Below are 13,412 nucleotides of genomic sequence, written 5' to 3' on the forward strand. Positions count from 1 at the left end.
TAACTCCTTTAGCTGACCAAGCCCAGGGCAACGGACAAAGGCATAACGATGTTGCCGATGCAGACAACGGCCGGGATGACGTACGCCAGGATCAGGAAGGTCTGACGCCACTTAGCACCGGTGATACCCAGGTCAGAAGCAGCAAGGCGAATGCCGTGGGTGAGGTGCAGGAACAGGAAGCACATGGCGATCACATACACGATGGTGACCGGCCAGCGGCTAAAGGTTGCAATCATATTGGCCTTTACCGCACCCTCCACAAAGTCACCTGGGGCGATGGGCTGTACGCCCATGGTCAGGTCCAGCAGGTGGAAGATGATGAACAGCAGCAGAACCAGGCCGGAGACCAGCATGGTCTTGGTGGCGAAGGAATCCAGGCCACCCATGAGGTTGCTGCGGCTGAACTTGCCGCGGGATGCCTTGGAGCGGGTGGTCAAGGCAATCGCGCCGTAGATGTGGGCGATGATGGCAACCAGCAGGACGGCGCGAATAATCCACAATGCGCCCTCATGCGGGAACAACGGCTCGCCCATGGAGCGCAGGAATGCACCGTATTCATCTAGTGCTTCTTCGCCGCCGTTCGCCGGCAAGTACAACTTCAGGTTGCCGGCCATGTGGCCAACAACGAAGAGGGCGAAGAGCAGGCCAGTGACGGCCATGATGAGCTTCAGAACCCAGGAGGGCACTCCCGGCTTCTGGCGGATTGGTTCGTTAGTAATGTGGCCGTGAGTTACTGCCTCACGGTCCGGATTTCTTAAAGTCATGACACCTCCATTGTCGCCCTCACTTTAACTGGGCTTAACCGCTGGTTACTAGTCAATTCCTGCGGCGTTTCACCTAACGGTACGGCGGTACGGTTAAAGTCATAATTCTTTTAGGTAAGGGTTGCCTTAGAAGCCTTGGGGCAAAACGTCACTACCTTGGCTGCTCGGAATTCCGCAATATTGACGTTGCGTAATTCCCTCCGCAGTTGTGAACTTGCTCACCCAGTGTTACTAGAGTGACCGCCTTACCCCTTTATGTGTCAAACTTTCGCATGAAACCCACATGTAGCCCACAGGCGGGTGAACATTCTTCGCAAGATCTTTGCAATTAGGGTGCACACCCGCAGGCCAGCCAGTAACCTTGCCGGCATGAGTAAGACGTATGTGGGATCCCGCCTTCGCCAGCTTCGCCGTGAGCGCGATCTCAGTCAGGCTTCCCTCGCTGCGACGCTGGGTCTCTCCGCCAGCTACGTCAACCAGATCGAACACGACGTCCGGCCGCTCACCGTCCCGGTGCTCCTTCGCATCACCGAGGTCTTCGGCGTCGACGCCACCTTCTTCTCCCGCGACGATGACTCCCGCCTTCTTGCCGAGATCCAGGACGTCATCCAAGACAAGGAGCTCTGCCCCTCCCCTGTCGAGCTGCAGGAGCTCTCCGAGCTGGTCTATAACCACCCCACCGTGGCCCGCACGCTGGTGGATGTCCACCGCCGCTACCGCAATGTGCGCGATAAGCTCTCGCTGGCCACCGATGCCCGCCGCACCACCGAGGCCACCCAGGCCCTATCCATGCCGCACGACGAGGTGCGCGACTTCTTCTACGCCCGCCAGAACTACCTGGACAACCTAGACCACCATGCAGAGCAGCTTGCCGACGCCCTCTCGGTCACCCACTTCGGCATCCGCGACACCGAACACGCCCTGGCCCAGCGCCTGCGCGATCGCCACAACGTAGATATCCACATCACGTCCCAAATGGATGGCACGCTACACAGCTTTAACCGCGAGACCGGCGAGTTCCGGCTCGCGTCGCGCCTGAGCGAAGGCCAGCGCGCCTTCCGCATGGCCGCGGAGCTGAGCTTCCTCGAGGCCGGGGAGGACATCGCCGCCTTAGTGGAGGAGGAGCCGTTTACCTCGGATGCTTCGCGCAACCTCGCACAGCGCGGCTTGGCCAGCTACTTCGCCGCCGCCACCGTGATGCCCTATGCACTGATGCATTCCGAAGCCGAGCGCTCCGGCTACGACGTGGAATACCTCTGCCAGGTCTTCGGCGTGGGCTATGAATCCGTGGCCTCCCGCCTGTCCACCCTGCAGCGCGATAACCTCCGCGGCATTCCTTTTACTTTTGTCCGCGTCGACCGCGCAGGCAATATGTCCAAGCGCCAATCCGCCACCGGCGTGCACTTTTCCAATAACGGCGGCACCTGCCCGCTGTGGAATGTCTACGAGACCTTCACCCAGCCCGGCATTATCTCCCGCCAGCTGGCGCAGATGCCCGACGGCCGCAATTATCTGTGGATCTCCCGCGCCGTGCAACACCACCAGGGTCGCTTTGGAGATACCAATAAGCTCTTCGCCATCGGTCTTGGCTGCGAGGCCCGCCACGCCGACCGCACCGTCTACGCCGAGGGGCTCGATCTCACCGATCTCTCTACCGCCACCCCCATCGGCTCCGGCTGCCGCACGTGCCCGCGCGAAAACTGCGCGCAACGCGCCTTTCCACCCATCAACGAGGTCATCAACGTCGACGCCCACCGCTCCGCCGTGGCACCGTACTAACGCGCTGCCGCCCAGGTGGAACGCACATAAAAAAGCGGCACCGCGGTCCGCCTCCCTCCGACGAGGGGGGCGAACGGTGCGGTGCCGCTGGCGTCGCACACAAAGGCGACGTCGGCAAGTAGCCCTGCTTAGAGGTTAATCATGTGGCCGCCGATGCCCTCGGCAGCTTCCTTCATGGCCTCAGAGAGGGTCGGGTGAGTGTGAACGTTGCGTCCGATTTCCTCAGCGGTGAGGTCGAAGCGCTGCGCCAGGGTCAGCTCCGGCAGCAGCTCGGATACGTTGGAGCCCACCATGTGACCGCCGATGAGCTCGCCGTACTCGCCGTCCGCGATGAGCTTGACAAAGCCCGCGGTCTCATTGAGTCCGGCAGCCTTGCCGTTAGCGGAGAACGGGAAGGTAGCGACCTTGATGTCGCGGTCCGCGAACTTCTCCTTGGCAGCTTCTTCGGTGTAGCCGAAGGAAGCGACCTGCGGGTTGCAGAAGGTAGCGCGCGGCATATTCATGTAGTCACCCAAGAGCTGGGTCTCCACGCCGGCGATGGTCTCTGCGGCCACAACGCCCTGTGCCTCAGCAACGTGGGCGAGCTGCAGCTTCGCGGTGACGTCACCGATGGCGTAGATGTGGTCGACGTTGGTGCGCATGGTGTCATCGATGGCAATAGCGCCGCGCTCGGTGAGCTCAACGCCGGTGTTCTCCAGGCCGAAGCCCTCGGTGCGCGGGGCGAAGCCGATGGAGATCATGGCGCGGTCCACGGTCAGGGTGTCCTGCTTGGAGCCGTCCTTGGACTCCACCTCAACGGTGACATTATCGCCGTTGTCCTTCACGGAAGTGGTCTTGTAGCCGGTCAGCAGCTTAACGCCGAGCTTCTTGTACTCCTTGGCAATGGCCTTGGAGACATCCTTGTCCTCGTTCGGCAGGACGCGGTCCATGAACTCCACGATGGTGACGTCCACGCCGTAGTTGGACAGAACATAAGCAAATTCCATGCCGATGGCGCCGGCGCCGACGATGACCATGGACTTCGGGGCCTCATCGTTGAGGATCTGCTCCTCGTAGGAGACGATGTTGCCGCCGAGTTCTACGCCCGGCAGGGACTTGACCACGGAGCCGGTAGCGATGATGCAGTCATCGAAGGTGACGGTCTTACCCTTGTCATCACCATCGGTGATTTCGATGGTCTTATCGTCCTTGAAGGAGCCAAGGCCGTTGATCTCGGTGATCTTGTTCTTCTTCATCAGGTAATGGACACCCTTGACGATGCCCGCGGAAACCTTGCGGGAACGCTTGTGGGCAACACCGAAGTCGAAGGAGACATCGCCGGAAATACCGAAGTCCTTGGCCTCGTGGTTGAAGGTATGGGCAACCTCAGCGTTCTTCAGCAGCGCCTTGGAAGGGATGCAGCCTACGTTGAGGCAGACACCGCCCCAGTACTGCTTCTCGATTACGGCAACTTTCTTACCAAGCTGAGCTGCACGGATGGCGGCCACGTAGCCGCCAGGGCCCGCGCCGAGTACTACTACGTCATAATGTTCATTAGTCACGCCCTTTAGGATACGTAACTTTCCCCTCCATGTCGCGCATTGGGTCACACTCTTGTGCCCGAGTACCCCACGCTTCGGGGGGTAAAACGCGCAAAGGCCCTGCACGGTGGCGTCGGCAAGCGCGCGACGCCCCCAGGCAGGGCTATGGGCTCGGTGTTTTAGAACAGGCCGAGAGCCAGCGCAGCGGTGGAGGACATGGAGGAACCGGTGTGCAGGAACTGGCCCAGAACTTCGTTGATGGCCACGAGGATGGAATCGAAAACGTTCATTATGCTTCTTTCTGTGTTTTTACTTGCCTAGAGCGAGGGATGGGCCCGCGGATGGGGACCGCATTATTCACACGTTTAGTACTAGCGGAGATTGTAGCGCCACCGTTACATACGCGCCGCGTTCAGAATTATGACACACAAACCACATACGTCACAGGTTTTGCTACATTAAAAGGGCTATTAAGGCATAGAGTCTTGCTAACACTCCCGCTATGCGGAACGATACCTACTGAGAAGATTCTCTTAACTCGAGGAAGCTAAAAATATGCATACTTTGCGCTCTATCGGCTCCAGCGTCGCAGGCATCGCCATCGCGGCAGGAGTCCTCTCCGCCCCTCTCGCCTCCGCCGTCGAGCCGGCCGAGATCCAGGGTGACGCCACCCCGTCCACCATCCGCGAGGTAAACCTCACCGACTCGGCGGATGCGGAAAACATCAACTACGCCATCACCACCGAAGGCGAAAACCGCGTGGTAGATATTGCCAAGCTGAAAGATAAGGACAAGTGGAAAGGCTATGCCTTCGGCCACAAGAGTGGCCAGGACAAGCACTACGGCAACCACGTTAAGGCCCTGACCGCCACCTCCGCCGCGATGGGCGGCCGCGAGGTTCCGCTGGCGGTCATCACCCCGGACGGCAACTTTGATAAGCAGCGCCCCACCCTGTACCTGCTCAACGGTGCCGGCGGCGCCGAGCAGGGCATGGACTGGCTGACCGCCACTGCTAACCACGACATCGACCCTGAGGCCGAGGGCGTACAGGACATGGTGGACTTCTACACGTCCAAGGACGTCAACGTGGTCATCCCGCAGGCCGGCGCCTTCTCCTATTACACCGACTGGGTATCTTCCCCGAATAGCGGCTACCTCAAGGGCCCGCAGAAGTGGGAAACCTTCCTCTCCAAGGAGCTGCCGGGTGCATTGGAAGAGCACATCGGCGGCAATGGCAAGCGCGCGATTGCCGGCATGTCCATGTCCGCTACCTCTTCCCTGCTGCTGGCGGAGCACAACCCGGGCTTCTACAACGCCGTGGGCTCCTTCTCTGGCTGCGCTTCCACCTCTCGCCCGCTGCCACGCCTGTACACCCAGCTGACCGTCAACCGCGGCGGTGGCTCGGCCGATCAGATGTGGGGCGCTATGGGCAGCGAGTACAACGTGTACAACGATGCCTTGGTGAACGCTAACCCGAATAACCTGGGCAAGTCCGAGACTTATGTTTCGGTCAACTCCGGCCTGGGCGGCGCCAACGACTGGGGTGTTCCGGGGTCTTCCACCCTCATCGTTGAGGGCGGCGTCATCGAGGCTGCCATGAACTCCTGCACCCATGACCTCAAGGCCAAGATGGACTCCCAGGGCATGAAGGCGGACTGGAACTTCCGCAATACCGGCACCCACTCCTGGCCGGGCTGGCGCAATGACCTCTTCACCTCCTGGGCAACCTTCGAGCGCGGCTTTGCCAAGGATGCCGCAGAGGCACCGCCCGAGCCGGAGGTAAAGCCCAACGAGCTTTCCATCGAGGCACCGCAGGCCGAGGAAGATGCGCAGGTTAAGGACGCCCCGAGCGCCGCTGACCAGTCCCCGGATAAGGACTTTGTCGCAGGCAAGGACGCAGAGGGCGCAGAGGTTCCGGACGCTGCGGAGGCTGCAGCGTCCGCCGAGGCTGCTGTCGCTGCCGAATAATCAGGAATTCAATAACTACAGGAAAGAAGCACTATGAAGCGCCTAAGCTCCATCCTTGCCGGCACCGCAGTGTGCGCAGGCTTGGCTTGCGCCCCAATGGCGGGGGCCGCACAGCTCACCCCGCAGCAGGTAGCGGGCAACGCCGCCCAGTCCACCCTGGCCCCACTGGAGGTCACCCCAGAGCTGGAGCAGCAGACCTGGTACCAGAAGTACAAGGACGATCCGCGCGTCGAAAAGCTGCAGGCCACCTCCCCAGCCATGAACGGCCGCCAGATTCCGCTGGCCGTCATTCGCGCAACGGATGAGAACCGCCCGACCATCTACCTGCTCAACGGTGCAGGCGGCGCGGAGCAGGACATGGACTGGCTGAAGCTTTCTGACGCCGTCGATTTCTACCACTCCAAGAACGTCAACGTGGTCATCCCGCAGGCCGGTGCTTTCTCCTACTACACCGACTGGGTATCCGAGCCGAACTCCAAGTACCTCAAGGGCCCACAGAAGTGGGAAACCTTCCTCACCAAGGAACTGCCGGGCGCCATCGAGGGCCACATCAAGGCCGATAATCACCGCGCTGTCGCGGGCATGTCCATGTCCGCCACCTCCTCCCTGCTGCTGGCGGAGCACAACCAGGGCTTCTACGACGCCGTCGGTTCCTACGCCGGCTGCGCGGCTACCGCTTACCCGGTAGAGCACAAGGCCGTTGAGCTCACCGTCAACCGCGGTGGTGCGACCACGGAGCAAATGTGGGGCCCGTTCGGCTCCCCCACCAACCGCTATAACGACGCGATGATGAACCACGAGAAGCTGCGCGGCACGGAGCTGTACATCTCTTCCGGTTCTGGGTTGGCCGGAGAAACCGATACGTATTCTTACTATACGAATCAGGGAGCTAACCCTGCTATCGCTGCTGTGGGCTCCGCTCGGCTGCAGGTCGAAGGTGGCGCCATCGAGGCTGGCGTGAACTACTGCACCCACAACTTCAAGGCCAAGCTGGACCAGGCTGGCATCCCGGCGACCTACAACTTCCGCAATACCGGCACCCACTCCTGGCCGCACTGGATTGCGGACCTCAAGGATTCTTGGCCGGTCTTCGAGCGCGCTTTCAATAAATAAGCTCGTTTCTTTCCGCGGCTAAAAGGGCGGTAGGCTTGCAGCATTATGAAGTTGCTTCCTACCGCCCTTTCGCGTGCCCACACTGATCCTTATACCGGCGTGGATTTTAATCTCGGTTTCGAGGTCTCCCACTACACGCTGGACCTGACCTACCGCGTGGAGCCCAACCTCCTCCACGGCGAGGCTACTTTGGCCATCCGGGCCGATGAAGATTTGGCGTCCCTGACCCTAGATCTGGGCGGGGCGATGGTGGCCCGGCGCGTGACCGCACAGGGTGCGCCGCGGGTAGCTAAATTCCGCCAATCCTCCGGCAAGCTGCGCCTGCGCTTCGCAGAGGAGATTGCGGCCGGCACGGAGTTTGAGCTGGTGATCCGCTATGGCGGCAGCCCGCGGCCGATCCGCACCACCTGGGGCGAGATCGGCTGGGAAGAAACCGAGTCCGGTTCGCTGGTGGCCAGCCAGCCCAATGGCGCGCCGAGCTGGTTCCCCTGCGACGATACGCCTTCTGCCAAGGCGCTCTATGACATCATCATTACGGCCGATGATCCCTTCATCGTGGTATCTAATGGTGACCTTGTCTCCCGCCGGGCGGGCGGTTCCACCACGCGCTGGCACTACCGCACCCGCGAGCCCATGGCCACCTATCTGGCGACGGTGCAGGTAGGAGAGTTCTCTTCTTTCGATTTGGGACCTTCCACGCGCGCTTGGGCGCCGGCCGCGCTGCGCGAGCGCGTGCTGAACGAGTTTGCCCAGCAGCAGGAAATGGTGGACTTCTTCTCCTCCCTCTACGGCCCGTATCCCTTTGCGGATTATCAGGTGGTCATCACGGAAGATGAGCTGGAGATTCCACTGGAGGCGCAGGGCCTCTCCATCTTTGGCTCCAACCACATCAAGGGCGACCACGCCTTCGAGCGCCTCATTGCCCATGAGCTTTCCCACCAGTGGTTTGGCAATTCCGTGGGCCTGGGCGAGTGGAAGGATATTTGGCTCAATGAGGGTTTTGCCTGCTACAGCGAGTGGCTATGGGGCGAGCACAAGGGCGAGACCACCGCGCGCGAGGCAGCACGTTCCCACTACAACGTCCTGGGACGCAAGGCGCAGAACCTCACCGTTTCCGATCCGGGTGCGCGCGATATGTTTGATGACCGCGTGTATAAGCGCGGGGCCTTGACCGTGCACGCCATTCACCGCCTGCTTGGCGACGCCTTCTTTACCACCCTCCGCAGCTACCTCACCGAGCACCAACACTCGGTGGTAGAGCCCCCCATGCTGCTGGATGCCTTCCGCGCCGCCGCTCCTGACGCCGCGCTTTTCGACGCCACCGTAGACGCCTGGCTTAACCAGAGGGCCCTTCCTCCCTTCCCGAATTAGTGGTTTTAGCCCCGCTTTGCGGGGTTTTGGCTGCGTTTGTTTGGGGAATGTCTAATCTATTGACCAATCCCTTCTTTCCTGTTGACGGGGTGTTTTATCTGGGTAAGATAGAACATGTAAACGAAAAGGAAGGGAGGGATCATGCAGACCACCAAGCATGCGGAGATAGACTCCGCCATCGCACAGGTTGCCACTGGGCTCACCCAGCTGCGCAGCCTCATGCAAGATCCCTCCGATCTGTCCTTCGAGCTTCTTCATCCACATTTTGAACACTTGGAGCGGGCGTTAGGAAATAAGTCCGCCATCGATGCCGCCTTTGCTTTCATTGCAGACCGCGATGACGCCGGCCGCCGCGTTGGTTCTTCCAAGGCCAAGGACTACCTGACCACGCGCCTAGGCCTTACCGATGCCGAGGCCGCCGCCCGCCTCCGCAATGGACGCAACCTCTTCGCACCCATCCCCGATCCGGAGCCCACTCCCCCTGCGGACCCCGATGCGGACGAGGCCGCACGCGCCCGAGCCGAGGAGGAATCCCGCCGCCGCGCCGACCGCGAACGCCGCGAGGAGGAGAAGCGCCGCAAGAAGCTCTTTGAGGAAGATCCTATTCCCGAGCGCATCCTCAACCTCATCGAAAACGAGCTGCGCAGCCTCAGCAAGTACGCTATCCCCGGCCCGAGCGAACTGCGCAACCAGGCTCTCGAGCAGGCCAAGCGTCGTTCCTTCGATTCCCTGCGCGAGTGGCTGCGCAAGGCCATCCGCAAAGCGAATAAGCACGCTCTCAACCCAGCAGGCGAGCCCGACCCACACGCCGCTACCCGCAAGCGCCGCTTTAGCATCTCCCGCCAAGACGCTGACGGCGGCGTGCACATCTCCGGCTACCTAGACGCCTCCGCAGCTGCCATCCTCGCCAGCGCCTTCGCGCCCGCAAAGAATAAGGGCAGCGCGGACCTCAGCCCCGAGGACGATACCCGCACCTATGCCCAACGCATGGCGGACCAACTAACCGCTGCCCTGTCGAGCTACCTTTCCGCCACCCAAAAGAACTCCGACGGCCTCGGTTCCTTCTTCGTCGCCACCACATTGGAAGAACTGGAGGCAATGGGCGGCGATACCCGCTTCGCCACCAGTACCGGCATCGAGCTCACCCCGCTCGACCTTCTCCGTCTCGGCGGCGCGCGACACGATTTCTTCTGTGCCGTGGACGACAAGGGCTTCCCCCTCGAGCTTGGCCGCACCAAGCGCACCGCGTCCCTTTGGCAGAAGCTCGCCCTCGCGGCCTCCGAACTTGTCTGCACCCACCCAGAATGCAACCGCCCGTGGCAGGACTGCGACGTCCACCACCTCCAGGCCTGGTCCCACGGCGGCGCCACCGACCTCAAGAACCTCACTCTCCTGTGCCGCCGGCACCACGTAGACAATAACGACTACCGCGATGGCCGCAATGGAATGGGACACGCCGAACGAGACCCCGACACGTGCCGGGTAGGCTATCGGGCCGCCCACACCGACGGCTTATCGCCCACCGTGGAGGTCAACGACCACCCCGCCGCGGAACAAGCCCCGGCCCGCAAGCTCACGGATCCGCCCTCGCCACCGCCGTCACCCCCGGGCGCGGCCTGACCTCTTGCGCGCGGGCCCGCAGCCTGCCACAGCCGCGCGCCCGACTGCCCTACACTGGATAACCATGCAAACGATGCTCGTCACTGGCGGCGCCGGTTTTATCGGCGCCAATTTCGTGCGCCTAATATGCCAAGCGCGCCCCGATACCCGCGTTACGGTGCTCGATAAGCTCACCTACGCCGGAAACCGCGCCAACCTCGCCGGCCTCGATATCGACCTCGTGGAGGGGGATATCGCCGATCCCGCCACCGTAGAACCGCTCGTCGCCGCTGCGGATGTAGTGGTTCATTTTGCCGCCGAGTCCCATAACGACAATTCTTTGCGCGACCCCTCGCCCTTCATCCACACGAACCTCGTAGGCACATTCACCCTTCTGGAAGCCTGCCGGAAGCACGATACCCGCCTCCACCATGTCTCCACTGACGAGGTTTTCGGAGATCTGGAAATCGGGGCAGACACCAAGTTTACTGAGGAGACCGCCTACGCTCCCTCCAGCCCGTACTCAGCCACCAAGGCGGGGTCTGACCACCTCGTGCGGGCATGGGTGCGTTCTTTCGGACTGCGAGCCACCATCTCAAACTGCTCCAATAATTACGGGCCTTACCAGCACATCGAGAAGTTCATTCCCCGCCAAATCACCAATATCCTCTCTGGACACACGCCCAAGCTCTATGGCACGGGCGAGCAGGTGCGCGATTGGATCCACGTCGATGACCACAACGAAGCGGTGCTCGCCATCCTCGAGCGGGGCCGCATCGGCGAGACCTACAATATCGGCGCGGACCAGGAAGATATTAATAATAAGCAGGTCATTGAGCTGATCTGTGAAATCATGGGCCATACCCGCAATGGGCGCGCACTCTATGAGCACGTGGCGGACCGCCCCGGCCACGACCAGCGTTATGCCATGGACGCCACCAAGCTGCGCCGCGAGCTGGGATGGACCCCGCGGTTCACGGATATCCGCGCCGGTCTCGAAGACACCATCGCGTGGTACCGCGATAACGAAGGCTGGTGGAAGCCCGAGAAAGAAGACGTGGAAGCCCGCTACAAGCAGCAAGGACAGTAGATATGCGTATTACCGAAACCGCCATCCCGGGGCTGCTCATCATCGACCTCGACGTGCACGGCGATAACCGCGGCTGGTTCAAGGAGAATTGGCAACGCGAAAAATTCACCGGCCTCGCGCCCGAGCTCGCGAGCTTCCAGCCGGTGCAGAACAATATCTCTTTCAACCACGCCGGTGCGACGCGCGGCCTGCACGCTGAGCCGTGGGACAAGCTCGTCTCGGTGGCGCAGGGCAAGATTTTCGGCGCATGGTGCGACTTGCGCGAGGGGTCAGATAGCTTTGGCGAGGTCGTCACCCACGAGGTAGGGCCGGAGACTGCGGTGTTTGTCCCACGGGGCGTCGCCAATGGCTTTCAAGCTCTGGAGGAAACCTCCTACTGCTACCTGGTGAATGAGCACTGGTCGGCCGAAGCTCGCTACGCCGCGGTGAACCTCAACATCGTGGACTGGCCGCTGGAGCCCACCGAGATTTCGGAGAAGGACAAGCAGCACCCCGCTCTTAAAGACGTGAGCCCGATGCCCGCCCGGCGCATCCTCGTCACCGGCGCGAACGGGCAGTTGGGGCGGGCGCTCAAACGCCTGCTTGCCGATGCTGAATTGTGTACCCACGCCGACTTCGATATCACCGACCCACCAGAACGGAATTGGAAGCAGTACTCCGCCATCATCAATTGCGCGGCGTATAACGACGTCAACGGTGCCGAAAACGACCGCGCCGCCGCCTGGGCCGTCAATGCGGAAGCGCCCGCACGGCTGGCGCGCATCGCCGCGGAGAACCAACTCACGCTGGTGCATGTGTCGAGCGACTATATCTTCGACGGCACCAACGAGGTCCACACCGAGGAGGAATTGCCGTCGCCGCTGAGTGCGTATGGGGCGTCGAAAGCCGCGGGCGATACCGCCGCGCAGACCGCGCCGCAGCACTACGTCATCCGCACCTCGTGGGTGTTCGGCGAGGGCGAGAATTTCATGTCCACCATGCGCCGGCTGGCCAATAAGGGAGTGGAGCCGAAAGTCATCCATGACCAGCGCGGGCGGCCCACGTTTGCCGAGGACCTTGCCAAGGGCATCGTCCACCTGCTTAAATCCGGAGCGGAGTACGGCGTGTATAACCTCTCCAACTCGGGCGATACCGTGGGCCGCGATGAGATTGCCATGGCCGTGTTCATCGGGCTCGGCCACGACCCGGCCGAGGTCACTCCGGTAAGCACCGAGCAATACCGCGAGATCGCGGGCCCCGAGGCGCCGCGCCCCAAGGAGTCGACGCTTGCGCTAGATAAAATCGAGGCTACGGGCTTCAAGCCGCCGAATTGGCGCGCGGCCCTTGCCCTGTACTTGGCGCTGTACCCGGAGGATTAAATGAAAGGCATCATCCTGGCCGGCGGTTCCGGCACGCGGCTCTACCCGATTACCAAGGGCATCTCGAAGCAGCTCATGCCCATTTATGACAAGCCGATGATTTATTACCCGCTCACCACGCTCATTCAGGCGGGTATTCGGGAAATCCTCATCATCACCACCCCGGAGGATGCGGGGGCCTTCCAGCGACTGTTTGGCGATGGATCGCAGCTCGGGCTCATGATCGATTACGCGCTCCAACCGCGGCCGGAGGGGCTCGCGCAGGCCTTTTTGATTGGCGAGGAATTTATTGGAGACGACAGCGTCGCGCTGGTGCTCGGCGATAATATCTTCCACGGCTTCGGCGGCGAGCTCGCCCACTGCCAAGATCCGGAGGGCGGCATCATCTTCGCCTACGAGGTCTCGGATCCGCAGCGCTATGGCGTTGTGGATTTCGACGCCGCAGGCCATGCGCTGAGCATCGAGGAAAAGCCAGAAGTGCCGCGGTCGAACCACGCGGTGGTGGGCTTGTACTTTTATGACAATTCCGTCGTGGAGATAGCCAAGGGCATCGAGCCCAGCGGCCGCGGTGAACTGGAAATCACGGCGGTAAACGAGGAGTACCTGCGCCGCGGCGAGCTCAATGTGCAGCGCCTGCACCGCGGCAGCGTGTGGCTCGATACGGGAACGGTGGACTCGATGAGCGAGGCCTCCGCCTACGTCGAGGTGATGCAAAAGCGCACCGGCATCGTTATTGGCTCACCAGAAGTGGCCGCCTTCGAAGCGGGCTTCATCGACCGCGCCCAGCTAGAAAAACTCGCCGAGCCGTTGCTTAAGTCCGGCTACGGCGAGTACCTGCGGGCGTACTAGA

10 protein-coding genes are annotated in these 13,412 nt (G+C 61.6%); 8 read left to right on the top strand and 2 right to left on the bottom strand.

The window, feature by feature from the left end:
• Positions 1-8 precede the first annotated feature (8 nt).
• Positions 9-764, bottom strand: a complete 756-nt coding sequence (locus I6J28_RS01650) for a succinate dehydrogenase cytochrome b subunit (RefSeq protein ID WP_204610397.1) — start codon at positions 762-764, stop codon at positions 9-11.
• A 369-nt stretch (positions 765-1,133) separates the two neighbouring features.
• Between I6J28_RS01650 and ramB the strand changes: the two genes are divergently transcribed.
• Positions 1,134-2,543: an acetate metabolism transcriptional regulator RamB gene (ramB, locus tag I6J28_RS01655; RefSeq protein WP_204610398.1), complete on the top strand. Its 1,410-nt coding sequence runs from the start codon at positions 1,134-1,136 to the stop codon at positions 2,541-2,543.
• A 128-nt stretch (positions 2,544-2,671) separates the two neighbouring features.
• On the opposite strand, the gene lpdA is transcribed toward ramB, so the two are convergent.
• Positions 2,672-4,084 carry a dihydrolipoyl dehydrogenase gene (gene lpdA, locus I6J28_RS01660; RefSeq protein WP_005327177.1) on the bottom strand — a complete coding sequence of 471 codons (1,413 nt, stop codon included), beginning with the start codon at positions 4,082-4,084 and terminating at the stop codon, positions 2,672-2,674.
• Between the two features lie 534 nt (positions 4,085-4,618).
• On the opposite strand from lpdA, the gene I6J28_RS01665 reads away from it, so the two are divergent.
• The 7 genes from I6J28_RS01665 (at position 4,619) to rfbA (ending at position 13,411) form a co-directional block, all read left to right on the top strand.
• Positions 4,619-6,031 carry an alpha/beta hydrolase gene (locus I6J28_RS01665; RefSeq protein ID WP_204610399.1) on the top strand — a complete coding sequence of 471 codons (1,413 nt, stop codon included), beginning with the start codon at positions 4,619-4,621 and terminating at the stop codon, positions 6,029-6,031.
• Between the two features lie 33 nt (positions 6,032-6,064).
• Complete coding sequence (locus tag I6J28_RS01670; RefSeq protein WP_204610401.1) at positions 6,065-7,144, top strand: alpha/beta hydrolase; 1,080 nt, start codon at positions 6,065-6,067, stop codon at positions 7,142-7,144.
• 45 nt (positions 7,145-7,189) lie between these two features.
• Complete coding sequence (locus I6J28_RS01675; RefSeq protein WP_204610402.1) at positions 7,190-8,515, top strand: M1 family metallopeptidase; 1,326 nt, start codon at positions 7,190-7,192, stop codon at positions 8,513-8,515.
• Between the two features lie 141 nt (positions 8,516-8,656).
• Positions 8,657-10,135 (top strand): HNH endonuclease signature motif containing protein, encoded by a 1,479-nt coding sequence (locus I6J28_RS01680; RefSeq protein ID WP_204610403.1) that lies wholly within the window; start codon positions 8,657-8,659, stop codon positions 10,133-10,135.
• A 64-nt stretch (positions 10,136-10,199) separates the two neighbouring features.
• A complete protein-coding gene (gene rfbB / locus I6J28_RS01685; protein ID WP_204610404.1) occupies positions 10,200-11,204 on the top strand; it encodes a dTDP-glucose 4,6-dehydratase in 1,005 nt (334 codons plus the stop codon).
• Between the two features lie 2 nt (positions 11,205-11,206).
• The gene (gene rfbD / locus I6J28_RS01690) at positions 11,207-12,562 is read left to right on the top strand and encodes a dTDP-4-dehydrorhamnose reductase (RefSeq protein ID WP_204610405.1); all 1,356 of its coding nucleotides are present in this window, start codon (positions 11,207-11,209) and stop codon (positions 12,560-12,562) included.
• On the top strand, positions 12,563-13,411 hold the full coding sequence (gene rfbA / locus I6J28_RS01695; protein ID WP_204610406.1) for a glucose-1-phosphate thymidylyltransferase RfbA: 849 nt from the start codon (positions 12,563-12,565) through the stop codon (positions 13,409-13,411). It begins immediately after the preceding gene.
• Position 13,412: the final 1 nt, after the last annotated feature.

The sequence above is a fragment of the Corynebacterium tuberculostearicum genome, from assembly GCF_016894265.1.
In the GTDB taxonomy this organism is placed as follows: Bacteria; Actinomycetota; Actinomycetes; order Mycobacteriales; family Mycobacteriaceae; genus Corynebacterium; species Corynebacterium tuberculostearicum_D.